General features: G+C 50.6%; 35 protein-coding genes, 3 tRNA genes and 1 pseudogene. 18 read left to right on the top strand and 21 right to left on the bottom strand.

What is annotated here, in order from left to right; all coding sequences use genetic code 11:
• Nucleotides 1-7: 7 nt before the first annotated feature.
• From QMN93_RS18845 to QMN93_RS18820, 6 genes and pseudogenes are all read right to left on the bottom strand, one after another.
• Nucleotides 8-1312, bottom strand: a complete 1305-nt coding sequence (locus tag QMN93_RS18845) for a phage portal protein (RefSeq protein WP_284593247.1) — start codon at nt 1310-1312, stop codon at nt 8-10.
• Nucleotides 1312-3048 (bottom strand): terminase large subunit, encoded by a 1737-nt coding sequence (locus tag QMN93_RS18840; RefSeq protein WP_284593246.1) that lies wholly within the window; start codon nt 3046-3048, stop codon nt 1312-1314. The genes QMN93_RS18845 and QMN93_RS18840 overlap by 1 nt, the downstream gene beginning before the upstream one ends.
• Nucleotides 3048-3521 (bottom strand): phage terminase small subunit P27 family, encoded by a 474-nt coding sequence (locus tag QMN93_RS18835; protein WP_284593245.1) that lies wholly within the window; start codon nt 3519-3521, stop codon nt 3048-3050. Before QMN93_RS18835 ends, QMN93_RS18840 begins: the two co-directional genes overlap by 1 nt.
• Before the next feature lie 156 nt (nt 3522-3677).
• Complete coding sequence (locus QMN93_RS18830) at nt 3678-4016, bottom strand: HNH endonuclease signature motif containing protein (RefSeq protein ID WP_323619764.1); 339 nt, start codon at nt 4014-4016, stop codon at nt 3678-3680.
• A pseudogene (locus QMN93_RS18825) lies at nt 3940-4621 on the bottom strand (hypothetical protein). The gene QMN93_RS18830 and the pseudogene QMN93_RS18825 overlap by 77 nt, the downstream one beginning before the upstream one ends.
• The gene (locus QMN93_RS18820; RefSeq protein WP_323619725.1) at nt 4603-6060 is read right to left on the bottom strand and encodes a glycosyltransferase family 2 protein; all 1458 of its coding nucleotides are present in this window, start codon (nt 6058-6060) and stop codon (nt 4603-4605) included. Before QMN93_RS18820 ends, QMN93_RS18825 begins: the two are co-directional and overlap by 19 nt.
• Before the next feature lie 87 nt (nt 6061-6147).
• Between QMN93_RS18820 and QMN93_RS18815 the strand changes: the two genes are divergently transcribed.
• The gene (locus tag QMN93_RS18815; RefSeq protein ID WP_323619724.1) at nt 6148-6411 is read left to right on the top strand and encodes a hypothetical protein; all 264 of its coding nucleotides are present in this window, start codon (nt 6148-6150) and stop codon (nt 6409-6411) included.
• Nucleotides 6412-6483: 72 nt separating this feature from the next.
• Here QMN93_RS18815 and QMN93_RS18810 read toward each other — a convergent pair whose 3' ends face one another.
• From QMN93_RS18810 to QMN93_RS18770, 9 genes are all read right to left on the bottom strand, one after another.
• Nucleotides 6484-6771: a hypothetical protein gene (locus QMN93_RS18810; RefSeq protein ID WP_193143782.1), complete on the bottom strand. Its 288-nt coding sequence runs from the start codon at nt 6769-6771 to the stop codon at nt 6484-6486.
• 31 nt (nt 6772-6802) lie between these two features.
• On the bottom strand, nt 6803-6994 hold the full coding sequence (locus QMN93_RS18805) for a hypothetical protein (protein WP_050482960.1): 192 nt from the start codon (nt 6992-6994) through the stop codon (nt 6803-6805).
• A complete protein-coding gene (locus tag QMN93_RS18800) occupies nt 6945-7220 on the bottom strand; it encodes a hypothetical protein (RefSeq protein ID WP_033146311.1) in 276 nt (91 codons plus the stop codon). The genes QMN93_RS18805 and QMN93_RS18800 overlap by 50 nt, the downstream gene beginning before the upstream one ends.
• Nucleotides 7217-7759, bottom strand: coding sequence for a glycosyl hydrolase 108 family protein (locus tag QMN93_RS18795; RefSeq protein WP_323619723.1), 543 nt, complete (start codon nt 7757-7759; stop codon nt 7217-7219). The genes QMN93_RS18800 and QMN93_RS18795 overlap by 4 nt, the downstream gene beginning before the upstream one ends.
• Nucleotides 7756-8052 (bottom strand): phage holin family protein, encoded by a 297-nt coding sequence (locus tag QMN93_RS18790; RefSeq protein ID WP_047625964.1) that lies wholly within the window; start codon nt 8050-8052, stop codon nt 7756-7758. The genes QMN93_RS18795 and QMN93_RS18790 overlap by 4 nt, the downstream gene beginning before the upstream one ends.
• Nucleotides 8049-8453, bottom strand: a complete 405-nt coding sequence (locus QMN93_RS18785; RefSeq protein WP_047056281.1) for a putative holin — start codon at nt 8451-8453, stop codon at nt 8049-8051. Before QMN93_RS18785 ends, QMN93_RS18790 begins: the two co-directional genes overlap by 4 nt.
• 296 nt (nt 8454-8749) lie before the next feature.
• Nucleotides 8750-8824: transfer RNA gene (locus QMN93_RS18780), tRNA-Gly, on the bottom strand.
• 1 nt (nt 8825) lies between these two features.
• Nucleotides 8826-8902 (bottom strand) — tRNA-Arg (locus QMN93_RS18775).
• 81 nt (nt 8903-8983) lie between these two features.
• Nucleotides 8984-9060 (bottom strand) — tRNA-Ile (locus QMN93_RS18770).
• A 313-nt stretch (nt 9061-9373) separates the two neighbouring features.
• On the opposite strand from QMN93_RS18770, the gene QMN93_RS18765 reads away from it, so the two are divergent.
• The gene (locus tag QMN93_RS18765) at nt 9374-10294 is read left to right on the top strand and encodes a hypothetical protein (RefSeq protein ID WP_323619722.1); all 921 of its coding nucleotides are present in this window, start codon (nt 9374-9376) and stop codon (nt 10292-10294) included.
• Nucleotides 10295-10405: 111 nt separating this feature from the next.
• Here the strand turns inward: QMN93_RS18765 and QMN93_RS18760 are convergent, their stop codons facing one another.
• From QMN93_RS18760 to QMN93_RS18735, 6 genes are read right to left on the bottom strand one after another with little or no spacing between them, the layout of a single operon-like run.
• On the bottom strand, nt 10406-11242 hold the full coding sequence (locus tag QMN93_RS18760) for an antitermination protein (RefSeq protein ID WP_323619721.1): 837 nt from the start codon (nt 11240-11242) through the stop codon (nt 10406-10408).
• Nucleotides 11243-11269: 27 nt separating this feature from the next.
• On the bottom strand, nt 11270-12649 hold the full coding sequence (locus QMN93_RS18755; protein WP_323619720.1) for a DnaB-like helicase C-terminal domain-containing protein: 1380 nt from the start codon (nt 12647-12649) through the stop codon (nt 11270-11272).
• Nucleotides 12646-13527: an ATP-binding protein gene (locus QMN93_RS18750; RefSeq protein WP_228861752.1), complete on the bottom strand. Its 882-nt coding sequence runs from the start codon at nt 13525-13527 to the stop codon at nt 12646-12648. The genes QMN93_RS18755 and QMN93_RS18750 overlap by 4 nt, the downstream gene beginning before the upstream one ends.
• A 15-nt stretch (nt 13528-13542) precedes the next feature.
• Nucleotides 13543-14454, bottom strand: coding sequence for a helix-turn-helix domain-containing protein (locus tag QMN93_RS18745; RefSeq protein ID WP_323619717.1), 912 nt, complete (start codon nt 14452-14454; stop codon nt 13543-13545).
• A complete protein-coding gene (locus QMN93_RS18740) occupies nt 14451-14747 on the bottom strand; it encodes a hypothetical protein (RefSeq protein WP_058660279.1) in 297 nt (98 codons plus the stop codon). Before QMN93_RS18740 ends, QMN93_RS18745 begins: the two co-directional genes overlap by 4 nt.
• A gap of 25 nt (nt 14748-14772) precedes the next feature.
• A complete protein-coding gene (locus QMN93_RS18735; protein ID WP_213320056.1) occupies nt 14773-15030 on the bottom strand; it encodes a YdaS family helix-turn-helix protein in 258 nt (85 codons plus the stop codon).
• A 107-nt stretch (nt 15031-15137) separates the two neighbouring features.
• On the opposite strand from QMN93_RS18735, the gene QMN93_RS18730 reads away from it, so the two are divergent.
• The 16 genes from QMN93_RS18730 to QMN93_RS18655 all read left to right on the top strand — a co-directional run bounded on the left by QMN93_RS18730 (nt 15138) and on the right by QMN93_RS18655 (nt 26305).
• A complete protein-coding gene (locus tag QMN93_RS18730) occupies nt 15138-15806 on the top strand; it encodes a LexA family transcriptional regulator (protein ID WP_111969765.1) in 669 nt (222 codons plus the stop codon).
• Between the two features lie 200 nt (nt 15807-16006).
• Nucleotides 16007-16312 carry a hypothetical protein gene (locus QMN93_RS18725; RefSeq protein ID WP_058660281.1) on the top strand — a complete coding sequence of 102 codons (306 nt, stop codon included), beginning with the start codon at nt 16007-16009 and terminating at the stop codon, nt 16310-16312.
• A gap of 65 nt (nt 16313-16377) precedes the next feature.
• Complete coding sequence (locus tag QMN93_RS18720; protein WP_323619716.1) at nt 16378-16767, top strand: S24 family peptidase; 390 nt, start codon at nt 16378-16380, stop codon at nt 16765-16767.
• Between the two features lie 299 nt (nt 16768-17066).
• Entirely contained in the window at nt 17067-17477 is a 411-nt protein-coding gene (locus QMN93_RS18715) for a hypothetical protein (RefSeq protein WP_148748578.1), read from the top strand.
• Nucleotides 17478-17666: 189 nt separating this feature from the next.
• Nucleotides 17667-18080: a hypothetical protein gene (locus QMN93_RS18710; protein ID WP_323619715.1), complete on the top strand. Its 414-nt coding sequence runs from the start codon at nt 17667-17669 to the stop codon at nt 18078-18080.
• Entirely contained in the window at nt 18080-18274 is a 195-nt protein-coding gene (locus QMN93_RS18705; RefSeq protein ID WP_148748580.1) for a hypothetical protein, read from the top strand. The genes QMN93_RS18710 and QMN93_RS18705 overlap by 1 nt, the downstream gene beginning before the upstream one ends.
• A complete protein-coding gene (locus QMN93_RS18700) occupies nt 18271-19098 on the top strand; it encodes an SPFH domain-containing protein (protein ID WP_148748581.1) in 828 nt (275 codons plus the stop codon). The genes QMN93_RS18705 and QMN93_RS18700 overlap by 4 nt, the downstream gene beginning before the upstream one ends.
• Nucleotides 19099-19138: 40 nt before the next feature.
• The gene (locus QMN93_RS18695) at nt 19139-19417 is read left to right on the top strand and encodes a hypothetical protein (RefSeq protein ID WP_148748582.1); all 279 of its coding nucleotides are present in this window, start codon (nt 19139-19141) and stop codon (nt 19415-19417) included.
• Nucleotides 19410-20240 carry a BRO family protein gene (locus QMN93_RS18690; RefSeq protein ID WP_148748583.1) on the top strand — a complete coding sequence of 277 codons (831 nt, stop codon included), beginning with the start codon at nt 19410-19412 and terminating at the stop codon, nt 20238-20240. Before QMN93_RS18695 ends, QMN93_RS18690 begins: the two co-directional genes overlap by 8 nt.
• Entirely contained in the window at nt 20233-20661 is a 429-nt protein-coding gene (locus QMN93_RS18685; protein ID WP_233454602.1) for a hypothetical protein, read from the top strand. Before QMN93_RS18690 ends, QMN93_RS18685 begins: the two co-directional genes overlap by 8 nt.
• A gap of 2 nt (nt 20662-20663) precedes the next feature.
• Nucleotides 20664-21035: a hypothetical protein gene (locus tag QMN93_RS18680; RefSeq protein WP_148748584.1), complete on the top strand. Its 372-nt coding sequence runs from the start codon at nt 20664-20666 to the stop codon at nt 21033-21035.
• Nucleotides 21019-21276 (top strand): excisionase family protein, encoded by a 258-nt coding sequence (locus QMN93_RS18675; protein ID WP_058657756.1) that lies wholly within the window; start codon nt 21019-21021, stop codon nt 21274-21276. The genes QMN93_RS18680 and QMN93_RS18675 overlap by 17 nt, the downstream gene beginning before the upstream one ends.
• Before the next feature lie 44 nt (nt 21277-21320).
• Nucleotides 21321-22613 (top strand): site-specific integrase, encoded by a 1293-nt coding sequence (locus tag QMN93_RS18670; protein WP_058657755.1) that lies wholly within the window; start codon nt 21321-21323, stop codon nt 22611-22613.
• Between the two features lie 184 nt (nt 22614-22797).
• Nucleotides 22798-24000, top strand: a complete 1203-nt coding sequence (pncB, locus tag QMN93_RS18665) for a nicotinate phosphoribosyltransferase (protein WP_182383255.1) — start codon at nt 22798-22800, stop codon at nt 23998-24000.
• A gap of 166 nt (nt 24001-24166) precedes the next feature.
• Nucleotides 24167-25567, top strand: coding sequence for an asparagine--tRNA ligase (gene asnS, locus QMN93_RS18660; RefSeq protein ID WP_033145107.1), 1401 nt, complete (start codon nt 24167-24169; stop codon nt 25565-25567).
• Between the two features lie 606 nt (nt 25568-26173).
• Nucleotides 26174-26305, top strand: coding sequence for a hypothetical protein (locus tag QMN93_RS18655; protein ID WP_323630728.1), 132 nt, complete (start codon nt 26174-26176; stop codon nt 26303-26305).
• Nucleotides 26306-26345: the final 40 nt, after the last annotated feature.

Genomic DNA, 26345 nt, shown 5'->3' with positions numbered 1-26345 from the left:
AGTGCTCCTAAGCGGCCTGTTTCAGCGGAGATTGTTCAAAGGAAATATCGGGGAATACGTGGTTATGCAGCTCCCGCAGGGCCAGTGCCTGAACAGCAGGGTTGCTGCTTTCGAGATTTTTCAGTTGCGTCAGGTTGAGCTGAACGGTGTAAATATCGCCCCCTTCAATTGGCGGCATGTTCTCAAGACGACGAACGTCATTGCGGGACATCCAGCCATTTTGAAGCGCGCTGGTATAGTATGCCGCGCGACCGGCACTATCGGCTCGCAGTAGACCTTCAACAGAAAATTCTGCAAACACTTCGTCATCGCTGTCGAGTAAGCACCGGCCAATTTCCTGCTCAATATTCACCAGCAGCGGTCGAAGGGTATGAGTCAGAAACTGCAGGTTCATACCTTCCAGGCTGGATGCCCAGCTGCTTTGTTTCGTGGTGTGACCAACCATGAAAGGCGGCACGCGAAACCAGCGGCAGATCTCCTCAATGCTAAATGCGCGGCTTTCGAGCATCTGAGCATCTTCCGGGTTCATGGTCACGCCCTGATATTTCAGGCCGCCTTCAAGAACCATAATTTTTCCGGCGTTTTTGGAGCCGGTGAATGATGCCATATAGCCACGAAGTCTTTCACGTTGATCGTCTGTCAGCGCATTATCAGCGGAGAGAAAACCTGAGCTCTGCAGACCCTGCTCGAATATTTTCGCCGCGGACTCTTCAACGGCCATTGCTGAACCGATCACATCCCGGCCAGTCTTCATCGGCATCATGCCGCAAACACCATCCAGACCGAACCCGCGAATGTGCATGATGTTTTTAACCGGAATGACGCGCTCGTTTCCGTTTTCAGTGTATGTGTATTCCAGCGTCCCGGTCGTGAGACGTTTAACCACCATGTTCTGCGGCAGTAAAGGCACCAGCGAAACCAGGCGGTTTGCGATGAATTTCTTCTCAATGAAGGCATTCCCGCGCAGACAAATACTGGCGACCACCATCAACATAAAGCGTGATGGTGTCATTTCTGAATTGGGTCGGCGGCACAGTATCGAATAGGCCGGATGATCGGTTGCCGCTTTACGCGAACCGTCAGGCTGTCGAACGTATATTTTCAGCGGAAGGGTTGAAATAGACTCGCTTAACAGTCTTACGCATGCCCACACAGCCGATAGCTGGATGGCTTTATCGGCCGTGACCACCTTTCCGCTGCTGCTGGTGCCAAACCATTCCTCCCAGAACGTGCCGGTAGTCAGGCTGATAGGCACACCAAGCCAGTTAAGCAGAGCGCTTTTCACCCTGCCTGGCTGTTTGTTTTTTTTCATCAGAAACCTACCATGATGGGATTATTGAAGAATCCGGAGAGATCCTGCTGGTCGTTGCCACCGTTAACCAGAACGCGGCTCATTGCTGTGAACAATGCCGCCGGGCCATCAATCTTGGCCTCTGGTGTGGACTTGTTCGGGAAAATGTTCTCGTTCCGGTCAGGTTTGACAGTTACGTTGGACATCATCCAGTTCATTACCGGGTGATCACTGTGATGGAAGCGGCCACCGTATACCAGTGCTTCGACTTCTTTCATCGCCTCAGAGAAATTGCGAACCGTCTGTGGCACTTCCACCAGCGGCAGCCCTTCTTCTGCCAGCGCAAGGCTGAACTGCGTCGCACTCCACGGGTCGAAGCCAATTTCTTTCAGACTCTCGCCAGCAACCCACACCTGCAGCTCTTCCTTAATCTGGGCATGGTCGATTACATCCCCGTCGGTAAGGATCAGCTTGTCTATCTCGGCCCACTTACGATAGAGCTCTGCCATCTGGCGTGAACACTTCTCAAGGCGTCCCTCCGGCAGCCAGAATTTAAAATCCGCATGAACGTGGCCACCTGGCGCGCGCCAGACTTTAGCGGCTGCACAGATATCAATTTTGTTTGAAAGGTCAACGCCCACCCAGGAGGGATAGGTTTTAAGTTCGTGCTGCGGGGCGATAAACTCGCATTTCTCCCATTTCATCATGTCCATCCAGGCAGACTCAGCGGTAACCCAGATATTCATGTGTTTGGTGAAAAAGTTAATCCTGGCCGAAACCTGCTCTTTCGCCTTTTTAGCCAGGCGGCGCAGGTCATCCCAGCGCTTACAGATACCCAGCCCCGGATTCGCCTTCTGCCAGACTTTTTCATCAAAGGGATCGTCACCTTCATCTAAGGTGTAGATGATGGCAAAAAACGTATCGTCTTTAACCAGGCCGCGCAGGACCTTGATTGCGTAATCGCGTAGTTCGTAACAGATACCTTCTTTGTTGAAGCCGGCGGTGGTGATACCGAAAAGTAGCGATTGCAGGCGCGCGCCTGTGGCCGTCTCCAGAACGTCCCAGACGTCACGGGTTTTATGAGCATGCAGCTCGTCGACGATGGCACAGTGGATGTTCAGGCCGTCGAGGTTGTTCGCATCTGATGATAAAGGCTCGAATTTGGAGGCCGTTTGCTCCTGGTAGATAGCGAGCTTGTTGAATTCGAAGATCCGCCCAAGAGTGGCTTTCGCCTTCTTGACCATATTTTTCGCGTCTTCAAAAACAATTCGCGCCTGGTCACGGGTGGTTGCAGCGGAATAAACCTCCGCACCGCCCTCGCCGTCAGCGCCAGCCATATAGAGCCCCACGCCGGAGCAAAGTGTTGATTTGGCATTTTTACGGGCCACCTCAACATCTGCTGTACGGAAACGCCGAACCATCACCGGCCGACCGCTGCCGTCGTTACGCAGGACGGTTTCCCCCGTCTCTTCGTTAACCAGCGGGATAACAAAACCAAAAATATTAATCAGGATGAAAACATGCCAGTCCATCAGATCGATAGGCTGGCCTGCCAGCGCGCCTTTGACGTGAGGCACAAAATTATAGAAATTCAGAATGTGCTGCGCGCGCGGCTCACTGAAGAAAATACCGCGCTCTTCGCCGTGTGCCAGATCGTCAAGAAAACGCTGACAGGCAAGGCGCACATACTCACAGGCAATAATTTCCCCCGCCACTACCCTCTCGGCGTAGCGGATGCCTTCTGCAACCTTAGCCATTAATCCCTCGCTTTCATAAACTCGGCCAGCGGGTCAACCGCATCAGGACCTTTTGCATTCACTTTAGAGCGGCTGGCTGGCGTCATGCCGAACTCACCGAGCATGGCGCGCAGACGTTTCCAGGCATCAGCTTTCATGACGGCTGCCGGGTGAGCCTTGATCATCACATCCCCGCTCTGCGTTTCGGTCCGGTAGGTGTACCCCTCAATTTCAAGCGTGTCGCAGTGGTGCCGGTATTCGGTATATGCCTCAACCAGCAACTCAAGGGCTCTGGCGTCCAGCTGGGACATCACACCGATAGCATCGAGCTCGTCGGCCATCCGCTTAAACCAGTATTTCCCCTGCTTGTTGAAATGCTTCGGCGTTGGGGGTACCCCTGCAGCTGGCTTAGGTTCGTTTTCATTAATCGGGCGTTTTGATGGGTTACCCCTCACCAAACGTAGATGGGTCGGGGTTTTCGGTGGTCCAGACATAATCGAAAACTCCTATTAATCATCGAGTGGGGGACCCCTAAAAAAGTTTTCTAACCTGCGGCGATGTGAAAAGAGGTTAGGCGGCGGTCCTTTGGCGCGTCGTTCCTGAACTTTCAACCCGCCCTCCCCCTCGGTCTATTCAAATGAGAATTGATGTCATTTGAGTCTTTCGACCGCTGTTTTCGCCCTGTGGCAGGGCTTGCAGAGGCTTTCAAGGTTGGACAGGTCATCGGTCCCCCCATTTGCTTTGGCGGTGATGTGGTCCACCGTCTTAGCGGGTGTATACCTTCCATTTCGCAGGCATTCCTGACAGAGGTGTTTATCCCTGTCGAGAACGATTGGGCGCAGCCTGTCCCACTTACTGCCATAACCGCGCTGGTGCCTGCTCTGTCCTCGCTGATGCTGCTGCCAGCCTTCGTTAAGATGCTTGGGACAATAGCCAGAGCGGTCTGTGGTTGTTCCAGGACAGCCACGCTTGCGGCATGCTCTCGGTATTAACGCAGGCATCAGGCTAATCTCCACGCCCTGCGGCGTTCTGTTCGTGGTGCTGAGTCAGGGTGACACTCGACTGATTCAAAGTCTGCATGGTCCACCAGCGAGTAACACGGATAGACCACTGCAGCGCCCCAGGCATCACCCACGGCATAATCAGCGGGCTTACTGTTATCCCATCGAGACAGCACGCGGTTGATATGTTGCGGAGGTACGCTATAGCACACCCCGTGTATCAGTCGCGGCAGAGTGATGTAGTCAGCCTGAGTTTTATCAGCAACAATCAACCGCTCGGCTATCTGCATTTGATACTGAGGTGGTCGGCCTGTACCGAGATAAAAACTCACCAGAGAATCAGGGAAGCGGTTTAGCCAGTGACCTATCACCAGCTCAGTAAGACTGCTTGAAGGCTGAGCATCATCTTCAACAACAATTACCCGGCATGTTTTTTCTGCTGCCCATTCAAGGGCGCGTCGATGATTCCAGTTCGCGCCATGGTTACCATCGTCAATCAGCAGATGAGCATCCAACATCGTAGCAAGACGTTGTGCATGCCCTATCCGGGAATGATGACCAACCACAACAAACTTCACTTGTGTTTCCACCATGCGGCCTCCTTACCGATACCATCAGTTTTGAAAACGGTATGTACCAGAGGGCCAGTGACCAGCCTGTCAGCGAATGACTGCGCGACAATACCGAACGCCAGCATGTCACCCACCGCGGCGCCAACCTGTTCTTTCTTCCAGAAACGATAACTCTCGATCCGGTAATAAAGACGGATGATGCCGTGAGCGAACGCCATTACATCAGCACGGGTGCCACCCAGCAGACCAGCGTTAAGCATCACATCACCGCGGTGCGCTTCAATGAATTCCTGATAGATACGCTCAGGATGATTCTGTTTCGCCCAGGAGTCGGCGTAGGTCTTCGGTTCAGAACCGACATACACCTTCCCGGGTTCCATTTCTTCCCACGGCGCGCGAAGCATTTCGACATCGGTACCATCAGTACACCAGACGAACCGGTACTCAGGGTGATCTCGCAGGTGCTGCCAGATGTGCAGCCAGCGACGAAAGTAGACATTCATCTTCACGTCAGGTACGAGATACAGCTCAACATCTGCCGGGGCCGTCAGTAATTCATCCACCAGCGCAATACGGCCACAATTTCGAAGCGATGCCGCCCACCTGTTCAGAATGTCAGGCGAGGCCGTCATTTTCGTACCACGCTGAGGATCAGGCTGGCTGGTCAGTAACGTAGTGATAACCACGTCGCGCTGCTTCCGGTATTCAACGTAACCGGTATACCCGGTATCACGCCGTTCGTTGTGGATCTTCACGTTACGTTCCACCAGCGCCTGGCGGTCGGGCCTCGGCACTGAACGCTCTACGGCCTCATGCTCATCGAGAGAATGAATCAACTTTTCTGAACCGATGACATCAGCGTAAGCCCAGGTCGTCAGGCCAGCGTTATGGATGCGCAGGGCAAGGTCGCTGTGTTCGTACATGCCGCGACCATAAACAGGATCGAATCCGCCCACCTTCTCGATGGCGCTGCGGTGGTAATAAAGCATCACGCCACGCTGCCCGGTATACGCCACATGCTGATTGTCACGGTAAAGCACCGAAAGGTCATTCAGCTTGTTCGTGCCAGCAAGATCGAGAAACTGGTAAGCCAGGTGTGGCTCGGGTGATTCGATGTAGGGAAGATGCCAGTTATCGGCGATGGGCCAGGCATCATCATCCCACAGAAAAAGATGCTCGCACCCGGCATCCATCAGGGCTGACAGGCTAGCGTTCTTCGAAGCAACAATGCCGAGTGATGTTTCATTGCGAAGCAGCTGCACGCCGTCGGGCACTACCGCTGCAGGTTTTGAACCATCATCGATAACAACCACCAGCGCGCCGGACGGCAGGTGCTGCATGTGGTGTTTAAGGGAACGTTTTAGGACGTCCTCGCGGTTGTGCGTGGTGATGACAATCCCAATAACTGACGATGCGACTGATTGAGGAACATAAGTCACACCATTGACAGTGACTTGCATGCTTACTCCGAAATTTATGGATAAAAATCAGGGTTTTTGATTTGATACTTATGCACGTTTGGCAATCTAATCATGAAGGACGCAAAAATGAGTAACTTAGAAGAACGCATTGATAATCTTGAAGATTACGTAAATAGTCTCCAATTGGATCTTCATGCAGCAAAAGTGGCTATAACGGTCATGTCTACTGTTATCAACACGATGAATAAAGAACATGGCTTGCTTGCACGGGCGTTCCAGGAGGGCATTGATGCTGCACCACCCGTAGAATTTGAAAATCCGGTTCCAGAAGGATATGAGAAGCAACTGAATGAAAAAATTTTAGCGCTGCTTTCTAAAGTTACTGAGTAAGCATTCCACGCCAAATATCCTTTTGCGGGGATAACCATTATCAAGCTCACCAGCTGGTGAGCTTTGTAATGGCTACTTGTTCAGGAATGACTCGATAAACTCACGTTGGGGATGACGATAATTCAGAATATCTTCTGGCATCTTCATAAAGCGGTTGTTGCTGTCTTTGGCAGTAACAAAACAGCTATGAATCCCACAGACATTCGTTTTAATTGTGTCGTCGTATTCAAAAAGCAGTTGAGCCATCTTTTCTTGCCACTCCTTTGGCATTGCCTCCATAAAAACTCGGGGCATCACGCAGAAAGCGGCATGTGACAGGCCAAACCACAGTTGCAGGTCTTTACGATACTCTTCATCCATCGTCTTTACCTTTGTAGCGTTAAAACGCCCGCTATTGCGAGGCTCTGGTTTCTTTCTGGCAGTTCGCCTGCCACGCTTTGTTATGCGCCAGGATGTCTTTCTTCGTCTGGCGGTCCATAACGTCGATGTCGTGATCAGTCAGGTAGATTGGCTTTACCCAGTCACAGGCAGTATCAACCACCACCGGGACGCTTCCACGTGTCACGCAGCTCGCGATCAACATCGTCATCAGGCATGTGGTTAACAGTTTGCTGTACATTGCTGGCCTCTTTCGTTGTCTCTACCCTGCGTTCTGCTGCTGCAACCACTGCCGCTGCGTTATCTTCGGTGCGCTGCTGGTCGGCTTTCGCTTCCGCTTTGCTGGTTCCGCGTGAATGACCCAGGCCAAACGCGGCGGCAATAGCAGCAAACACCGCGACAACGAGTCCGGTAATTATCTCAAGCGTCATATAACCACCCGCTCCTTTACCCAGCCATAAACAAACGTTTCGTTCGCGCTGCGCTGTTCTGCAAGCTCAAGATAACGCTGACCCTGGCTACAATTCAGGGCCCGAAGCATAACCAGCTCACCCTCTTTTCCGCGCCGGGAAAGATAGCTTTTTAACGCGCTGATGGTTCGCGGACCAATAAAACCATCTGCAATCAGATCGGGATAGAGCGTGCCCTGAATGTTGAACACGTTCAGCCAGCGCTGAAACCATTTGGTCTGAACCGATGGGCCCATGTTTACGCCGGTATCGCACAGTTCGGCGGCGATGGCTGGTGATACCTCAGAAACAAGGTCGAAACGTGGCCCTGTCCAGTAGTCAGCCGTCAGGATATCCAGCGCCTGCTGGCGGGTCAGGTTTCGCATATCTCCGGTGAATCCGTGGGCGCGAGCTACCGCTTGTGTGATCCCCCAGTTCGTTGGGCCGCCTTTGTCGTCAGGGTGATTAACGTAACCGCCCTCCTTACCAAGAATGGCGTCAAAAATTTCGTTTTTCGTCACGTTGTGCTCTCTCCAGTAATACGAGCGATATTGCCGCCAGCACGCCAGACAGCCACGCAGACAACAACGTTAATGAGGATTTCACCGTAATCGACCTGCACATAATCGCCGTGCCAGATGCGGAAAGCCGTGTATGCAGGAGCCAGAATCAGCCCGTAGGCCAGAAACTCCATTACCCGGCGGCGGCGCATACTTCGTTTACGGAAAAACATCAGGCGGAACGAAATCATGATGCAGGCCAGTGCATTAAGGTGAAGCAACAGCCATGGAAAGTTCAGCAGCAGCCACGTCATTCTTCCCCCTTCACGCCGGGCAGATTGCCTGTTTTTGAGCGGGCAAGAATGCGCAGCAGAATTGTCACGGAAACCGTTGAAGCCGCCAGTGCGCCAATCGCGGGCGATACCTTGATAGTGACTGGCGGACTTAGCTGATTTAGTCCGGCGTTGATAAGGGCGGCAATGATCTCTGAAGCTGTACCGGCGCAGTAAATGCCACCGATAAAGGAAATAAGCGCGAAAAGAATCTGCTTCCAGATTTTGTGGTCCTCAGAACTGAGGATATACAGTGCCGCCCCTGCGAGGGAGCAGACCATAACCGCAGGAGTGGCTTCAGGAAATAACGTGGCAAAAGTGATTCCAGTGGTTCCAGCGGCCACGCCAGCCGTTACCGTTGCAGTTATTGGTTCTGCGGACATTTAGCCCCCTCTTTTGCTGTAAGTCCTCTCAGAACGAGGGGAAATTAAAAAGGCCACCAGATGGCAGCCTTAGAAAAGAAAAACCTCGCCAAAGCGAGGTTATTTGAATTTGAGGCACCTCATCCAACAAACCACCCGAGGTTAATTGGATTTTGACGAGATGCTTTTGGATGAGCGCTGAACTCAAAGGTCAGTATTTTCACACAGCAATTTTGCGAAAAGCAGCGCCCATTCAAAACGGGGGTGCTTTTCAGTCACTCCGGGAAACCCATCATCGCAGACCGAAAAGCTTTAACTGGAGCGGGCAGCGGGAATCGAACCCGCATCATCAGCTTGGAAGGCTGAGGTAATAGCCATTATACGATGCCCGCATGGCACGCTGTACTGGAGTCGAACCAGTGACCGATTGCTTAGAAGGCAATTGCTCTATCCTGCTGAGCTAACAGCGCTTGGTCCGCCATCGAGGCCTCGAACCCCGTACAAAAACAACAGCGTGGTTGCTCGCTCTTCCCGATGAGCTAATGGCGGTTTGGTGGCCCTTGCTGGACTTGAACCAGCGACCGGGCGATTATGAGTCGCACGCTCTAACCAACTGAGCTAAAGGGCCGGGAGCGAGATGATACATAAGCGAAACTACCCTTGCAAGAATAAGGTCTTGTGACAACCGACTATACGATAGGGGTACTGGTGCAATGTACCTTCGCAAATACCCGGTTGCGGGGCCAAACACTCTGGCTCCCCACCAGACGCGACCGTAGCGCCAGGAACAGGATCGGACAGCCCCCTCAATGCTGTGAATTCTCTCAATATGAGGGGAAGTAAGGCCGCCAAACGAATCAATTTCAAAAGTGAAACTAAGATATGGTGATCTCAATTGCATGGCGATAAAATAAACGGTCCACTATCGAATGGAGCGATTCATGATTTTTCTTCGAACAGAAAATGGCAGCGAAAAAGTTGACGACTGGGAGCTAATCACTTCAAGACCAAATTTTGTTGCCAAAATAGCAAAAGGCGATCATCAGTTTGAGGAGATTATTGGTTACTATAAATTTAAGGAAGAAATCCACTGTGGTTTAACTGGATGCAACCAGCCACACCAAATGGGTTACATCGTCAAAACCTCAAGAGGTATAGAAACCAACATCGGCAACAAATGTGGAAAAAACGAATTTGGAGTTGAGTTTGGTGAAAACGTTCTCAGTTTCAATAAATTCATGGAGATCGAAACAAACCGAGAAATTATTAGCACCGCAAAAGATAAGTGTGATGCATGGAAAAAAAATATTGAAGCGCTACGAAGCATCAAGCCCACTATCGATTATCTGTCGTTTGCTATTGAAAAAAGTAAAAACTCCAATTTTTCTGGCAGGCTTGGAGCTGCAGAAATCCGCCTATTAGAAAAAAATCAGAGTGGCTTTGTAACTCTTTCAGAAGTTGAAACTGATAAGAAGACAAGAACCATTCTTTTTGCAATGAATAAGCATATGCGGGATTCTGGAGAGGCAACAAGCGAGTACGACATGGGGAAAGTATCATTTACCCATGTGCTACTACCCGAAAATAACCTTCGAAATTTATTTGTATCTATAAGTGAAGATATCAAAAAAATTCGTACCATTGATCTATCGACAGCACCAAGCCCTGAGATTGCTGAAACTGCCAGAATCGCGGCCACAATTGAAGAACGAATCAAACGACTAAAAAATCTAAAACATCAAGCCGGTAAGTTCTTAACTAAAAAGAACCTATTACCTATAGCAAATAAAATAAAATACTCTTCGACAGCAGAAGAAATCGAGCTTAAAAACTTTATGGGCTTTTTAGGTTGGCTTAAGTAATGAAAAAGCCCCGAGAGGGGCTTCATGTTGAAATCTTTTAGGCGTTACTCCGCATGATTAGAAGCATACATGACAACTTCGGACAAAATCAAGCTTTATGTAGTGAAAAAACTAAACTTTGCTGCTTTCTTCACAGCTACTGGTTACAGCCTGAAATTCCCTTGCCGCCTTCCCCTCCTCTTGCTGGCAAATGCTGACCAGCGCCTCAAGAAACGGTTTCCAGTTGCGAGTCCATGTTCTGACGTGCAGATCCGGAACGCGCTTCAGTATCACTTTATAGGCTGCGGTAGACGGCACCGCAGAAAATCCATTTCCGCTGCAGCGCTCGCAGGTTTTAAACACCGGAGCGCCGCGCTCGCTTGTGGCCTTGCGGTCTAGAACCTCGCCTTTACCCCCACACCGACAGCGGGCGCTGATCGTTCCCTTGCCTTCGCAAGCATCACAGACCGCCGGTACAACCTCTGTTACCTCCGTCCACTGCTCCCAGTCAGACGGTCGAACAGCACGAGAGCGGCAGGCCCAGTATGGAGCTTTACCCCATGGGTACGAAACCTTGCGGGTAATCTGCTCGCGGGTTGTTCGTCCGGTACCACTGCAACTGTGACATGTCACGCTGGTAGCCGCCGAACGGGAGTAATCGGCAAAGGCAAATTGTGCCAACATCTGCATGCACCAACCGAACTGCCCACCAGCTGCTTTGCGAACATTCTTCGGTGCGACATCCATCGCATATCGCGCCAGCGCCTGAACTGCGAGCTGTTCATCGGTTTTGCTGATTCCTGCTTTACCGAAGAACGCCGCCAGGCCGAAGCGCGCACGGCTGCTGGTGGTGCCAATCGCCGCCATTACATCTGTTCCTGTAAGGCGGTCCGGAGAAGTTCCCTTCACGTCGTCGCCGATATGCATTCCCTGAGGACTAAAATGTTTGAGTGATGCTTCCAGTTTCATGCGCTTGCCCCCGCTGTTTTAATGGTTTTAATAGTCTGCATTGCTGGATTGCCTATCTTTTGCGTATCGTCTGGTTTGAGTTTTCTGCTGTGGCGCCGAACGCTGCTTTGCTAACTCCTGGTCAATTGGCAGGAAGTGCCCGTTATAGAATCGACGGTAAATCGTGCCTAGTTCACCGTTGCGCTGTTTGGTCACGTTAATTTCCGCGATACCTTTCGCTTGAGACTCAGGGTTATAAACTTCGTCGCGGTAAAGCATCATGATCAGATCAGCATCTGCCTCGATCTCACCAGAGTTTTTGAGGTCTGAGTTCATCGGTCGCTTATTGGGCCGCGACTCAACGCCACGAGAAAGCTGGCTCAGTGCAAGCACCGGCGTTTTATTAGATTTAGCCAGACGCTTGAGTCCTTTTGACACCTCACCAACGGCAAGGTCATATCGTGCAGTGCTTTCGATTTTGATGAGTGCCAAGTAATCCACAACCACCAGCGCTATTTCCGGATGCGCCAGTTGTAGGCGGGTAGCTATCTGTTGAATCTGATCTACTGTCAGATCGGTGGAATCAACCATCCAGATACTACGGCCTGTCAGGCGCTCTACACCGTTTGTCAGTCTGGCCCAGTCCTCATCTTCAAAATCAGCAGCCTTTTTCAGGCGCGAAACTGACATGCCGCCGGCAGCAGATACCATTCGCTCTCCGATCTGGATATTTGGCATTTCCATGCTGAAGAACAGCACACCACGGCCCTGCTCAGAAACTTTGTCGATGATATCCAGCGCCAATTCAGTTTTACCCATCGACGGACGCGCAGCGATAAACACCAGGTCTGTTGGTTCAATGCCGCCAGTCTTTGCATCAAGCTCTTCAATACCCGTCATGAGGCTTCTGGCTTCTTCGAGCCCGCGGTTGCGTGCATCTACCCGATCCACTACAGCAGGAAGAATGTCGTCGATGTGAACTGGCTGAACGGTCTTTTCTTCGAGAGAAATTGCGGCAATGCTGTTCTGTGCGGCCCTGAATGCCGATAAAGCTGCATCACCATTGTGAGCACTCCGCAGATCTGCCAGCGCCCTTTCAATAACAGCTTCGGCATCGCGAACAGCTGCATTACGCTCCAGCGTCGAAACGTAGGAAACAAGCGCCGACTTCGCCCATGCGATACGGCTTGAGTCCAGAATGATTGCGCTGTGCTTTGGCATGCTTTCGCAGAGCAATACAGGGTCGATAACACCGGCCCCTCGCGCCTGACGGCAGATCCCAGTGTAGATTTCCCGATACTGTGGTACCGAGAAGGCGCTGGACGGAACTCTGGAGAGAATATCCAGTACCTCAGGGTCAGCACCACGCAGAAAAATCGCGCCGATTACCGCACCTTCCAGATCTTCATTTTTCCAGACAGGGGTCATGCTACTACTCCTGACGCAATAGCGCGGAAACTTCCCCAGCCAAATGCCAGACGGTTGCGTCCACCATCTGTAACCCGATCCACGATTCGCTCACCAATCGTCTCTTTCAGCTGGTCGAAGGTGAGATTGCTGATCAGGATTGTTGGCAAAATACTTTCGTACCGGGCATTGATGATTTCCTGCAGGATAGTCATTTCAGTCGGGCTACCGAACTGAACACCCACTTCGTCGATAATCAGCAGATCCAGTGAAGCAAATCGCTCAATGACATCTTCCTCTGTCACATCAGCATTGTGGCGCCACGTGCTTTTCACAGCCCGTGTGAGGCGCATGACGTCGGTTATTTCCACTTTAGCGAGGTGATCGCGAATGATGCTTTTCGCAATAGAAACTGCCAGGTGGTTTTTACCAGTACCGCAGTTTCCGGTCATGACTAACCCGGTTCCGGCTTTCAGACGCTCAGGCCAACTGTGGGTGTAACGCTGACAGGACGCGAGATTTTTGGCCGCATCCTGATTGATAGCTTGGTAGTTATCGAATTCACATGCTTCGAAACGTCGTGCTATCCCCGCATTGTCCAGCAGGTCGGCCACACGTAATGCACGCAGACTGGATTCGATGTCCGCCAGTTCCGCTTTCACGCACTCCGGGCATTGGGAATGCTTGACGTTTTCAACGCCACGATAGGCTTTTCCAGTTAGGGAAATACGTTGATAGTCACCATGCATTTCACAGGTGGCAGCGTGTACCTCGCCAGATTCCCAACTCCCCCACTGCCATGGTTTTTTATGCTCTACAGCAAACGCCAGTTCTTCACGAAGCCCTTCGCGCTTTGCCACCAGAGCTTCCCTTTCTTCGCGTTGTTTAATATTCAGCATTGTGATATCTCCTGCTTACCAGTTGCAGTCTGACTGGCCGTAATCTTGTTCACTGAACCCTGATACAGGGAGCATTCCGGTTCGTACGTTGGTTTTGCCTGCGGGAGGCTGCCATACATCTTCGAAGTGCCGATCAGGACCGAAGAACGTTGCAGCCTGTTTGACGAACTGAGTCCCCTCGCTACCTGTGGCGCGAACATACCCGGCATAACGGCTTACACCAGCCAGCATTGCCTCAGTGGTAACACCGTCTTTGATTCGAGCTTTCCAGGCTTTCCAGGCAGCTGCCTTGGAGTTACCACCAGCACGTTTTGGGTATGCCTGCCATGCCTGCTCGAACTCGTTGGAATAGTTCTCTTTGGAAGAGCGGTTTTCAGAAGGGGCTTTCCCACGTGCGCTAATATCTTGTGATTCTTGTTTTGAATTTACTTGTGGATCATGTTTTGAATTTACTTGTGGATCTGGGGTCAGATTCTGACGGGTGAAAACGCCATTTTTGTCAGAATCTGACGGGTGAAAACCGTTTGAACATACAGAATCTGACGGTTCAGATTTTGAAGGGTCAGATTCTGACGGGTGAAAACCGTTAGTCCTGCGCTGCTTTTTCAGCGCTGCCACTTTGTCCTTCTCAATGCGTGCCAGAGCCTCGAGACGATCGGCATTCAAATGATAAAGATTGGACGTGTTGCGATTACCTTTACGACGTGATTCACGACGCAGCCAACCGGAAGACTCCAGTTCTGCAATGGCGGTCCTGACCGTGCTTTCCCCGAGCCCCAGTTGGCGGCAAATAGTTTCAACACTCGGATAGCACACACCATCATCATTCGAGTAGTCAGCCAGGCGTGCCATAATCACCAGCTTTGCACCCTTAACGTCATGCGCGGCGCATGCGTCCCAGACGTTACCGAGAATTTTGCTACTCATACAAACTCCTGAACTGGCGTGATTGTGTAGCCGCGAGCTGGCTCAAGACGAACTGCAAGCCCGTTATCGAGAGCACCAATTTTTCTCACTTTCAGGAAACCTGCACGTTCAAGGGCCTTGATCTCCTTAAACATTGCCTGCTTTGAGCAGCAACAGAATTCGTAAAGTACCTGATGATCGATTACTCGTTCCCCTTCTCCATCCATAGAGCCGCCCATCAAAATGCGAAGCATGACCAACCGCTGAAGTGGGTTATCGAATGAATATTTACGTACGAAGTCAGAGTGATTCATGATTCCTCCAGCATGCCGTGACATGTCACACCTCATTATTCTCAGGGGTGGACTCTGTACCCTTTAGTTCTGGCCAGATGCGTTGCCAGTTTTCAGGGTTGAGTGACTGACGGCTTACAGCTCCTCCGCTTTGGATCTCAATTTGTACGCAAATTTCAGGACCAATCACTGAGCCGGTGCTCATAACCTTGCGCAAATAGTTGATTGTTGTCCCGCAACTTTCCGCGAAAGCCCTTTTCTGTCTTGGTGAAAGACTAGCCATGTATCTCTTTAACGTTTCCATATGATGCCTCTGGATAAATCAACAGGATTGATATTACCCACAGGTAATACAATAATCAATACCCACAGGTAATTTACCAACAGGTAACAACTGCTAGAATGAAAGCTATGGACAAATACGAGAAACGCCGCTTAAGGCTCATCCAGTTGCGGGATGAATACTGCAATGGCAACGCATCAGAACTCGCCAGGAAACTGGAGCGAGAGCCTTCCTACGTATCGCGAATGCTGTGGCCAGAAGGTAAGGCAGGCAAAAAACGAATCGCTGACGGGATGATAGAAGTTATTGAGAAGGCCTTTAATTTGCCAAGGGGATGGATGGATGAAATAGGCCTAGAGAATGCAAATGTTAGCTACGTAGGTCCTTACAAACCGAGCAGATCTTATCCTGTTATAAGTAATGTTCAGGCCGGTGCATGGTGTGAAGCTGTGGAAGCCTATAGCTTAAAAGACATAGACATGTGGCTTGAATCTGATGCTCATGTACAAGGTGATGCATTTTGGCTGAAGATTGAGGGCGACTCGATGACTTCACCCACAGGCCTTAGCATACCCGAAGGTACGTATGTTCTTTTTGACACAGGCAGGGAACCTATCAACGGTAGTCTGGTTATAGCTAAGCTTTACGACTCCAATGAGGCAACTTTTAAAAAACTTGTGCTCGACGGTGGAAAATCCTATCTGAAAGGTTTGAACCCACAGTGGCCCGTGGTGCCTATAAATGGTAATTGCCGCATTATAGGGGTTGCTATAGAAACGAAAATGCGCCTCGTTTAGAAGCCTATGATCCTACACCTCAAACCCGGTTCATCCGGGTTTTTTTATCCCTGAAATCACAAGCCAAACAGATAAAGAAATAAAAATCTATAACAATCATATAATTAGAAAATAAATCGCTTTTTATTACCCGTAGGTATTGATTTGCAATGTTACCTATAGGTATATTTCATCCATCGGCAAACAACGGAGCCAATGAGATGAAGAAATCTTCCCATCAAAATACAGGCAGCAAAAAATTTAATATCCACGACAAGCTCAGAGGTAGCAATACTCACTGGTCTCATCGTTTTTCAGCCCAGCCTCATGATGAAGGTTTTAATTACCAGTTCAGAACAACCTGTGTAGATGGGGTAGAGTTTGCGGTTTACGAGCGCATTGATAATTGTTTCGTGTTAGTTGATTTCTTCAAGTCCTATGATGAAGCATGTGATGACGCTAAAAATATAATCGATGATCATCCGGACATTAAGCGGATGTTTTCCGCCAATCAATTAAGATATTAATTAATAAATCTGAATTTAATTAACACCTTTACGGGTGAGGACAGACTCACCCCAAGGAAGTGAAAATGCATAATTTACTTAACCAAATAAATAAGCCAGTAGATTATCCTCGTGAATTATTTGTTGATGAGAAAGGTAAGTACACGCCTGGGAAAGTTATGACTTGTCAGATGGGTGGGGATTCCATGCAGCCAACCATCCAGCCATGCGAACTGATCGCTTTCGCTGACTGTGGCGGAAAAATCTCAGAGGCGGGTATTTATGTTTTTACCCGCGATGTTTTCGGGCGACCATGCGTATTCGTTAAGCGTGTTGAGCCATTGCCTGACGGTGCTCTGGTGATAATTTCTGACAATCATCATTACGAGACCTTTACGCTTGATGCCGACGAGCAGAGCGATATGCAAGTGCATGGCCGGGTTATTGCCTCAATGACTATGAGGCGCTTCGTATGACTTTCATCAAAGACAGAGCAGCTTATAAAACTGCGCGGCTTTTCTTCGAGGCCTATGGCGAAGAATACCGCCATATCACAGACCTTTTCATGCGCAAAGCTTATGGAGTCTGAATATGCTTAGCAAAGATAGTTCAATCGAAACCGCTAAAAACACAGCAGATAACCTTTATCAGTTAATGGAGTTAATTAACTAGAACATTACTGATATGGATATTGAGCAAATAATTTCCTTATCAGGCCTCTGCCTCGATTTATCGGCTCAGGTTTCTATGTGGATGGATTCGGAGTTTGAACGCCGTGAAAAACAACGTAATTGAAACATATCGCCGACGAACTTTAAAAGCAGCGTTATTACGCCACCAGCGTAAAACAGGCAGTAACTGCCTTGTTATTAAGCTCAATAAAGGCGGCATTAACACGGTCGAGTTAACAGAGATTCTTCTTGATGGATTATTGAGAAAATTCGAAAGGCTTGCGATCAGTGAGTACGGGAATGTCGAAGGCGTAAAAGCTATCAAGGGAATTTACAGCAGCGCTGTTGATGTTAATGGCAGCGGTGAATTCCTTACGGATAGCGGGAAGGAGTTAATCGACGAGCTCATTTCTGAGCTGGTTGAGTTCGTCAAAAAACAAAAAGTGGTGGCTCCGAAAACGGAGGGTCATGAAATGGGGGGATCTGATGGCACTTACAGCGATACGAATTCCTGAGTGGGTTCACCTCAAAGCAGCACACGTTTTAAGCCAGTTTAGAGCAAGGCGCATTCACCCCTGCCGTATGCACGGCTCCGGGAATTTGAGCCTCAAGGTTAATCACCGCTGGCGGCTACTCTCCCGCGATGGCGGCAAGAACTGGGAAGTAATGAGTCACGAACGATACAGCAAAGTTAAGGACCGGAAATGAAAGATAAACGCACCGTAAGCATGATTGACCTGGCATTACAGAAGCACGATACGCCAGTTGGCCCGCTGTTCGTGGCAGTACGCCACGGTCGTATCAAAAAATGCTTCACGCGAGATACGGCGATCCGCTATCTGGCTTTCTTCATGACCACCGGGGCTTTTGAGCGTTCAGGTTTTCCGCAGCGTCACCCGCGGGTGCGTATTGATCTCGATGACAGGGAAGTATGGCGAGACGGGGAAACAAAGGCTGAGTATCTGGCCGCCCACCAGCGTTGTGTTCGCCGTCTGCGCCGAATCCTGGAACGTAAACGCGAAGCACAAAAGTGGCTGGCGAAGTGGGACTCCATGCACGACCACTACGTGAAAGAGCAGGCAGAGCTGCAGTCCATTAAACCAGAAGGGGTGCGCTGATGATTGCCTACTTACGCCTCGTTCTATCGCTGGTAATTGGCGCCAGCGTTTATGGACTGTTTGTTCCGATCCTCGTTTCGATGAAGGACACCACATCTGTGTTATCCGGTATTGCCCTGGCGATCCTGACCCCGCCGTGCATCTACGCCATCTGTAAGGGTCTTGTTGTAACCGTAACTAAGGAAAAGAAATGAAAAAAGCAATTATGGCTTCAATTATCGCGCTTTCTGCCATCGGTCTTGTTGGTTGTGATCGTGTTGAGCCTGGCAACGTTGGGATTAAGGTCAACAAGCTGGGTGACGATAAAGGCGTTGGTGAAGTGGTAGGCGTAGGCCGCTACTGGACCGGCTGGAATACGGAGGTTTACATCTTCCCCACCTTCAAGCAGATGAAGACCTATGAAGACGCTTTTAACTTCCAGATGAGCGATGGCACCACTATCGGCTACCACATCGGCGTGGCGTACAAAGTCGACCCAACCAAGGTCACAACCGTTTTCCAGACCTACCGTAAGGGCGTCGACGATATCACCGATACAGACCTTCGCCAGAAAATTGCGGACTCTCTTAACCGACTGTCTAGCCGTATGAGCACAGACCGCTTCATTGATGGCGGTAAAGCCGACCTGCTGACCAACGCGCTTAAAGAGATCCAGGAGGAAATGGGACCTGTAGGTATTCAGGTTGTGAGCCTCTCTTACGTTGGGAAACCTGAATACCCACCGACGGTTATCGACAGCATCAACGCCAAAGTGACAGCCAACCAGAAAACGCTGCAGCGCGAACAGGAAGTAAAGCAGCGTGAAGCGGAGGCAAACATGCTCCGTGCCGAGGCTGATGGCCAGGCCGACGCAAAGCTGAAGCTTGCAGAGGCAGAAGCAAAATCCATCCGTATCCGCGGTGATGCGCTTCGCCAGAACCCGGAGGTAATGCAGCTGGAAGCTATCAATAAATGGAATGGCACCCTTCCCCAGTACATGACGAGCGGCGCCGGCACTCCATTTATCCAGGTCAAATAATTCACAGGCCCGGCCAGGTGCCGGGCAATAAGGAAAAATAATGAATAACGAGCTCATTAACGTGTGGTACCGAATCACATTCACGGTGACAGAGGGCGGCGATCGACGCGAATACTCAACTTTCATCCAGGGAAGCAGTGAAACAGGCGCGGCCGTTGCTGCGGCAGTCAGTATCTGCGAAGGCCGTGACGGGTTAAGTAACCCAACTTTCAAATCTATCCGTATCGCGACCAATGGCGAGGCCGAATCGCTTGATGCAGAACTCGATGCAATTGCCGAACGGGAAGAGAAAGAACTGGAGGGCGAAGGCAATGAATAACCAACCAATGACCTTTAGCTCAGAGGAACTCAATTTTTCCATGAGCGGAATCCTCTATGAAGGAAAACCAGCATTTGATGCCGTCGAACTTGCTAAGTCTCTTGGGTATACCAACCCAGCCAAGGCACTTAAGGACCATTGTAAGGCGCTGATTAAACTTGATTATAACGAATCGTTAGAATTGGGCTTTGGTGAAAAGCCACGTGGAACTCAGCTTGCCGGCCAGGCTGATATGTTCCGGCTGATCCTGCGCAGCCAGCTCCCGTCTGCTGAGCGTGTACAGGACTGGGTTTGTGAGGATGTTCTCCCATCCATTATGACAACCGGCACGTACAGCAAAGAAGTGCCATGCGCTAACCCACATCAACAGGAAATCAGTATGAACCACGACATTCTTTCGCTAGCCCGCGTTGTGGCCGAAGCAACCGCATCAGCGACGATGAAAGCTGTAATGGAAGTGAGTGGCACTAACCTGATTGCCGCGGCGCCGGCATCCCCAGCAGGTCAGCCGACAACCATCGGTTCTGGCGCTGGATTTGTGAATACCGATTCTGAATTTGAACCGGTACACAAGGTGTCATGGGAAACCGGACTGTCCGATCCTTCATGCCGTCGCCTGGTTCAGTTCGCAAATTTGCCAACAAGGCAACTTCCAGGTGTTCGTGGTCTGTGCGTGCATCGTGAATCATTCCTGCATGCCTTTCAGGTGCTGCTGGAAGAATCTGTTCGCCCGAGTGGTAAGCGCAAACGCTGGCAGCACCCTGAGTTCGGCGGTTTCATTCTGCGTAAGGATCCGAAGGAGATCCCTGGGGAGAGTGACTAACGTGACCATAAATAGTGATATCTGGATGCCGGCAGGTTCAGTCGAGGAGGCCCACAAACGGGCCTTAACATGGGTATGCGATGCGTATCTGTTTTATCTGGTCAGCCTGCACCGCCGCCCGGTTTATCGCCACCAGTACGGTGATATTTCGCTTAATCAGCCAGCATTGCAGGGATTCATCGATTCGTATCTGGAAGACAAAGGTTGGGATTTAGAGCGCCGCCGGGCGCATTACATCAACATGCTCGACCTTATTGATTATATGGGCAGAAAGAGTTCGGATTTCATTGACTGGGGGACGGTACCAACGCTGACACCTCGGGGGATCCGCTGGATGAACGCCTGTTTCTTGAGGCTGGGAGAAATGGTTAATGGCTGCGGTGGTTGGGAAAACTGCGTCAACAAAAAAGAGGTGTATTAATAATGAAAAAAACTCTTATCGAGACAGACAACCTGAGCACTATCAGCGATTGCCTGCAGCAGCTTGTTAACGCAGAAGAAGCGCAGCTCAGCATTGAAGAGCAACTGGCGAGATCGAACAGCTGCAGTGACTGGAGCGCATGGCGGAAAAAGGCTGAAAACGCGCTACGGGTGATCAAAGGTAAGCGACGCATCATCACAGCTCGTCTGGCTGTCCTGCGCCATGAGGAGAAGGAACGCAACCTGCAGCTGCACCAGCAGCACAATGATTTTCTGGTTCAGGCTCTTCGCGAAATTGTAACGCCCTCTTCTTTCGCGCGGTGCGTTCGCCTGGCTAAAGAAAAAGTGGAGGAGAACCATGCAAACCAGTGCTGAAATTATTCTTCTGGTGCCGAATGACTGGGTTAGCGAAAAGGTTCTGATTGCGGTTACCGGGCTTAAGCCCGGAACCATCACCCGAGCCAGAAAAGAATCCTGGATGCTTGGTCGCGAGTACCTGCACATTTCACCAGATGGCAATCCAAAGCCTTCGAGCGAATGCATGTACAACAGAAAAGCAGTTGATCAGTGGATCGAGGCTCAGAAAAAAAATCAACCAGGTGCGAAGACAGCATGAAAAGCAGTACACTCGTCAACGCTCCTGGACGTCAGGAGGGATTAATGGCTAATGCATCATACCCGACAGGCGTCGAAAACCACGGCGGTTCACTCCGCATCTGGTTTGTATATAAAGGCAAGCGTGTCAGGGAAAACCTCGGTGTCCCTGATACTGCCAAAAATCGCAGGATAGCCGGCGAGCTTCGTTCTTCAGTTTGTTTTGCGATAAGGATGGGAAATTTTGACTATGCGGAAAAATTCCCAAACTCACCGAACCTTGCCCGGTTCGGTCAGGATAGAAAGGAAATTACTGTGCTGGAGCTTACCGAAAAGTGGTCTGAGCTGAAGAGGATGGAAATCAGCTCTAACACTATGAGTCGGTACGAATCCATCATAAAAAACATGCTTCCGCGCATCGGCGAAAACAAAATGGTTTCTGCGGTGACCACTGAGGATTTGCTGTACGTGAGAAAGGAGTTGCTGACGGGTTTTCATGTAATGAAGAAGGATCACCGGACACAGGTTAAAGGCAGGAAGTCTTCGACCGTGAATAATTACATGATGCTGATGGCCGAGATCTTCCAGTTCGGAGCGGATAACGGTTATGCGAAGGAAAACCCGTTTAGCGGAATTAACCGCCTCAAAAAAGCGAAAGGTGAACCAGATCCACTCACGACAGAAGAGTTTATCCGGTTTATCCAGGCTTGCGGCCACCAGCAGATGAGAAATCTCTGGTCGCTGGCAGTCTATACTGGAATGAGGCATGGGGAGTTGTGCGGTCTGGCGTGGGAAGATATCGATCTGCATGCCGGAACGATCACAGTGAAACGCAACCTTACCCAGACGAATGAGTTCACCCTGCCAAAAACCGACGCAGGCACTGACAGGGTGATTTATCTCATTCAACCAGCTATTGATGCCCTGAGGAATCAGGCCCAGCTGACGCGCCTTGGCCGGCAATATGAGATTGAAGTGAAATTGCGGGAATATGGCCAGTCAGTCATACACCCCTGCACTTTCGTTTTCAGTCCTCAATGCGTCAAGCATGGGCCTCGTAGAGGATATCACTACGCGGTTAATTCGATTAATAAAATTTGGGCCCCGATAATCAAGCGCGCCGGAATACGGTACCGCAACGCCTACCAGTCGCGACATACTTATGCGTGCTGGTCATTATCAGCTGGGGCAAACCCAAACTTTATAGCAACTCAAATGGGACATACCGATGCACAGATGGTTTACAAGGTGTATGGAAAGTGGATGTCAGAGAAGAGTGCCGAACAGGTTTCCCTTCTCAACCAGGCGCTTTCACGCTTTGCCCCATCACTGCCCCAAAGCATGGTAGTAGCACAGTAGTAATCTGTAAATTCAAGTGGTTAGCAGCCATATCGCTACATTTGTATAACACGGGGCACAAAATGCCCTCGACCATAAAACGCGCTTATGTTGTGATCGGGGTTCAATAAATCACTAAACAAGGTATACTCCGGAGTTGTTTATTGTACTAAACGCTCCTGTGAGAGGATGCTACTGCGCACCTATGACTCAATTCGCTTCTCCAGTTCTGCATACGTTGCTGGATACCGACGCGTATAAACTGCATATGCAGCAAGCCGTTTTCCACCATTACTATGACGTTCACGTCGCGGCGGAATTCCGCTGTCGTGGCGACGACTTGCTCGGTATCTACGCAGACGCCATTCGTGAACAGGTCGATGCTATGCAGCATCTGACGCTGCAGGACGAGGAATATCAGTGGCTTTCTGGCCTGCCTTTCTTCAAAGCCGACTACCTGAACTGGCTGCGCGATTTCCGCTATAAGCCGGAGCAGGTCAGCGTAGTTAACGATAATGGCAAGCTGGATATTCGCCTTGAAGGTCCGTGGCGGGAAGTGATCATGTGGGAAGTGCCGCTTCTGGCGGTGATCAGTGAACTGGCTCACCGCTACCGTTCGCCGGAAAAAGGCGTCGAGCAGGCGGTCGCCGCGCTGGAAAATAAACTCGCAGCCTTCTCCACGCTGACCGAAGGGCTGGACTTGTCCCGCTTCCGCCTGATGGACTTTGGCACGCGTCGCCGTTTCTCGCGTGACGTTCAGGAGGCCATCGTTAAACGTCTGCAGCGGGAGCCGTGGTTCGTGGGCACCAGTAACTACGATCTGGCACGCCGCCTCAGCCTGACGCCAATGGGCACCCAGGCACACGAGTGGTTCCAGGCGCATCAGCAGATCAGTCCCGATCTGGCTAATAGCCAGCGCGCGGCGCTGGCCGCATGGCTTGAGGAGTACCCGAATCAGCTCGGGATCGCCCTCACCGACTGTATTACGATGGATGCTTTCCTGCGCGACTTTGGTCCCGAGTTCGCTGAACGTTACCAGGGATTACGGCACGACTCCGGGGATCCGGTTGAATGGGGCGAGAAAGCCATTGCCCATTACGAAAAACTCGGCATTGACCCGATGAGCAAGGTGCTGGTCTTCTCGGATAATCTCGACCTGGCGAAAGCGGTCGACCTCTATCGTCATTTCAACACCCGTGTGAACCTGAGCTTCGGGATTGGTACCCGTCTGACCTGCGATATTCCTCAGGTAAAACCTCTGAATATCGTCATCAAACTGGTGGAATGTAACGGCAAGCCGGTGGCGAAACTCTCCGACAGCCCGGGTAAAACCATCTGCCATGACAAAGCATTTGTCCGCGCATTGCGTAAAGCGTTCGACCTCCCCTTGATCAAAAAAGCCAGTTAAGCGCTTACGGGAGCCTTTATGGCTCCCTTCTTATTATTTATTTCTCAATTCTTCTCTTTTGACTGCGAAATTTACTTGTCTGATAGCGGATGGCAGGTAACATAGATATCCCCCCATAAGGGTGGACAAGTGTTTATTTTTTCCGACTATTAACAGAGAGAATATTATGAGCGTTGTGCCTGTAGCCGACGTACTCCAGGGCCGTGTCGCCGTTGACCAGGAAGTCACCGTGCGCGGATGGGTGCGTACCCGCCGAGATTCTAAAGCTGGCATCTCCTTCCTCGCCGTCTATGACGGTTCCTGCTTTGATCCTGTACAGGCCGTCATTAATAATTCTCTGCCCAATTACAATGATGACGTTCTGCGACTGACAACGGGTTGCTCCGTCATTGTTACCGGCGTGGTTGTGGCTTCACCGGGTCAGGGCCAGAGCTTCGAAATTCAGGCCACTGCGATTGAAGTCACCGGCTGGGTTGAAGATCCGGATACCTATCCGATGGCGGCAAAACGCCACAGCATCGAATATCTGCGTGAAGTCGCCCACCTGCGTCCGCGTACCAACCTGATTGGTGCGGTGGCGCGCGTGCGTCATACGCTGGCGCAGGCGCTGCATCGTTTCTTCGATGAGCAGGGTTACTTCTGGGTGTCTACCCCGCTGATCACCGCGTCCGATACGGAAGGTGCCGGTGAGATGTTCCGCGTTTCGACGCTGGACATGGAAAACCTGCCGCGCACGCCTGAAGGTAAAGTGGACTATGACAAAGACTTCTTTGGTAAAGAAGCCTTCCTGACGGTATCTGGTCAGCTCAACGGCGAAACGTACGCCTGTGCGCTGTCAAAGATCTACACCTTTGGCCCAACCTTCCGCGCCGAAAACTCCAACACCAGCCGTCACCTGGCGGAATTCTGGATGCTGGAGCCTGAAGTGGCGTTCGCCAACCTCGACGATGTCGCTGGCCTGGCAGAAGCCATGCTGAAGTATGTGTTCAAAGCGGTGCTGGAAGAGCGTCCTGACGACATGAAATTCTTCGCAGAACGCGTAGACAGCGATGCTGTAGCGCGTCTGGAGCGTTTCGTCTCTGCCGACTTTGCGCAGGTGGACTATACGGACGCGGTGGCGATCCTCGAGAAATGCGGTGAGACGTTCGAGAACCCGGTTTACTGGGGCGTTGACCTGGCGTCTGAGCACGAACGCTATCTGGCCGAGAAGCATTTCAAAGCGCCGGTTGTCGTTAAAAACTACCCGAAAGACATTAAGGCCTTCTATATGCGCCTTAACGAAGACGGTAAAACCGTGGCAGCGATGGACGTACTGGCGCCTGGCATTGGTGAAATCATCGGTGGCTCTCAGCGTGAAGAACGTCTTGACGTGCTGGACGCGCGTATGGAAGAGATGGGCCTCAACCCCGCTGACTACAGCTGGTACCGCGATCTGCGCCGTTACGGTACCGTACCGCACGCCGGTTTTGGTCTGGGCTTCGAGCGTCTGATTGCCTACGTTACCGGTGTTCAGAACGTACGAGACGTGATCCCGTTCCCACGTACTCCACGTAACGCCAGCTTCTAATCGGTAAAAGACTGAAATGGCCAGCAGATGCTGGCCATTATTTTATTCTGTATTGTCAGTTTTCGTCAGCGCAAAGTCAGCGTCTTTAAACCTTCCCCCCGTCACAACCACTACCTGTTACGTTTTGTTTCCGCGAAATATCCAGCCACAAAAAATAAACCCCATTCTTATTGCGATTATTACACCCTCAAGCGATAGCACAAATTTCGACCAATCTTACAGCCATCCGGAAGGCCTTTTGCAGTCATAAGAAAAAACGAGCCGTTTAGCGTCTGTTTATATGAATCGCCTTTATCTCAATTAATCATAAGGAATTCATATATATAGGATAGAATTTGCTGTTTAATTCGCCAGGGTGTTCTGAAGTTTGAGATGGTTCACAAAGTTCCGAAAAATACATATTTGGTTACACATATTTTCTTTCGGTTACTTAATCTTGAAAATTGTAGCACTTTCAGGCTAGCGAAACGCTTCGCCGAATGGAAAGATGCCTGTCAGATACATAAAGACACCAAACTCTCATCAATAGTTCCGGAAATATTTATTGACAGAATTTATTGACGGCAGTGGCGAGTGTCATAAAAAAACCAATGAGGGTAATAAATAATGATGAAGCGCAATATTCTGGCAGTGGTAATCCCTGCCCTGCTGGTAGCCGGTGCAGCTAACGCTGCAGAAATCTATAACAAGAACGGCAACAAGGGGTCGGTTCCGGCTGAGGGCGAAATGACACCCTAAGCGTTAGCTCTGTGTCGTTGCACGATGTCAGCGACGGTAT

The organism is Enterobacter sp. R-1.6.2, assembly GCF_035064085.1.
Classification (GTDB): domain Bacteria; phylum Pseudomonadota; class Gammaproteobacteria; order Enterobacterales; family Enterobacteriaceae; genus Enterobacter; species Enterobacter asburiae_B.
This window is presented reverse-complemented; position numbering and strand designations above follow the sequence as displayed.

Bases quoted from the DNA above. Each gene is read 5' to 3' on its own strand.
- QMN93_RS18690 (WP_148748583.1), top strand. From the start codon at position 19,410: ATGAATAACCAACCAATGACCTTTAGCTCAGAGGAACTCAATTTTTCC.
- QMN93_RS18710 (WP_323619715.1), top strand. From the start codon at position 17,667: ATGAAAGATAAACGCACCGTAAGCATGATTGACCTGGCATTACAGAAG.
- QMN93_RS18810 (WP_193143782.1), bottom strand. From the start codon at position 6,771: ATGGATGAAGAGTATCGTAAAGACCTGCAACTGTGGTTTGGCCTGTCA.
- QMN93_RS18815 (WP_323619724.1), top strand. From the start codon at position 6,148: ATGAGTAACTTAGAAGAACGCATTGATAATCTTGAAGATTACGTAAAT.
- QMN93_RS18845 (WP_284593247.1), bottom strand. From the start codon at position 1,312: ATGAAAAAAAACAAACAGCCAGGCAGGGTGAAAAGCGCTCTGCTTAAC.
- QMN93_RS18745 (WP_323619717.1), bottom strand. From the start codon at position 14,454: ATGAGTAGCAAAATTCTCGGTAACGTCTGGGACGCATGCGCCGCGCAT.
- QMN93_RS18670 (WP_058657755.1), top strand. From the start codon at position 21,321: ATGGCTAATGCATCATACCCGACAGGCGTCGAAAACCACGGCGGTTCA.
- QMN93_RS18805 (WP_050482960.1), bottom strand. From the start codon at position 6,994: ATGTTGATCGCGAGCTGCGTGACACGTGGAAGCGTCCCGGTGGTGGTT.
- QMN93_RS18785 (WP_047056281.1), bottom strand. From the start codon at position 8,453: ATGTCCGCAGAACCAATAACTGCAACGGTAACGGCTGGCGTGGCCGCT.
- QMN93_RS18695 (WP_148748582.1), top strand. From the start codon at position 19,139: ATGAATAACGAGCTCATTAACGTGTGGTACCGAATCACATTCACGGTG.
- QMN93_RS18760 (WP_323619721.1), bottom strand. From the start codon at position 11,242: ATGAAACTGGAAGCATCACTCAAACATTTTAGTCCTCAGGGAATGCAT.
- QMN93_RS18720 (WP_323619716.1), top strand. From the start codon at position 16,378: ATGCATAATTTACTTAACCAAATAAATAAGCCAGTAGATTATCCTCGT.
- QMN93_RS18800 (WP_033146311.1), bottom strand. From the start codon at position 7,220: ATGACGCTTGAGATAATTACCGGACTCGTTGTCGCGGTGTTTGCTGCT.
- QMN93_RS18835 (WP_284593245.1), bottom strand. From the start codon at position 3,521: ATGTCTGGACCACCGAAAACCCCGACCCATCTACGTTTGGTGAGGGGT.
- pncB (WP_182383255.1), top strand. From the start codon at position 22,798: ATGACTCAATTCGCTTCTCCAGTTCTGCATACGTTGCTGGATACCGAC.
- QMN93_RS18655 (WP_323630728.1), top strand. From the start codon at position 26,174: ATGATGAAGCGCAATATTCTGGCAGTGGTAATCCCTGCCCTGCTGGTA.
- QMN93_RS18675 (WP_058657756.1), top strand. From the start codon at position 21,019: ATGCAAACCAGTGCTGAAATTATTCTTCTGGTGCCGAATGACTGGGTT.
- QMN93_RS18725 (WP_058660281.1), top strand. From the start codon at position 16,007: ATGAAGAAATCTTCCCATCAAAATACAGGCAGCAAAAAATTTAATATC.
- QMN93_RS18735 (WP_213320056.1), bottom strand. From the start codon at position 15,030: ATGGAAACGTTAAAGAGATACATGGCTAGTCTTTCACCAAGACAGAAA.
- QMN93_RS18730 (WP_111969765.1), top strand. From the start codon at position 15,138: ATGGACAAATACGAGAAACGCCGCTTAAGGCTCATCCAGTTGCGGGAT.
- QMN93_RS18700 (WP_148748581.1), top strand. From the start codon at position 18,271: ATGAAAAAAGCAATTATGGCTTCAATTATCGCGCTTTCTGCCATCGGT.
- QMN93_RS18680 (WP_148748584.1), top strand. From the start codon at position 20,664: ATGAAAAAAACTCTTATCGAGACAGACAACCTGAGCACTATCAGCGAT.
- QMN93_RS18765 (WP_323619722.1), top strand. From the start codon at position 9,374: ATGATTTTTCTTCGAACAGAAAATGGCAGCGAAAAAGTTGACGACTGG.
- QMN93_RS18790 (WP_047625964.1), bottom strand. From the start codon at position 8,052: ATGACGTGGCTGCTGCTGAACTTTCCATGGCTGTTGCTTCACCTTAAT.
- QMN93_RS18820 (WP_323619725.1), bottom strand. From the start codon at position 6,060: ATGCAAGTCACTGTCAATGGTGTGACTTATGTTCCTCAATCAGTCGCA.
- QMN93_RS18840 (WP_284593246.1), bottom strand. From the start codon at position 3,048: ATGGCTAAGGTTGCAGAAGGCATCCGCTACGCCGAGAGGGTAGTGGCG.
- QMN93_RS18740 (WP_058660279.1), bottom strand. From the start codon at position 14,747: ATGAATCACTCTGACTTCGTACGTAAATATTCATTCGATAACCCACTT.
- asnS (WP_033145107.1), top strand. From the start codon at position 24,167: ATGAGCGTTGTGCCTGTAGCCGACGTACTCCAGGGCCGTGTCGCCGTT.
- QMN93_RS18750 (WP_228861752.1), bottom strand. From the start codon at position 13,527: ATGCTGAATATTAAACAACGCGAAGAAAGGGAAGCTCTGGTGGCAAAG.
- QMN93_RS18705 (WP_148748580.1), top strand. From the start codon at position 18,080: ATGATTGCCTACTTACGCCTCGTTCTATCGCTGGTAATTGGCGCCAGC.
- QMN93_RS18755 (WP_323619720.1), bottom strand. From the start codon at position 12,649: ATGACCCCTGTCTGGAAAAATGAAGATCTGGAAGGTGCGGTAATCGGC.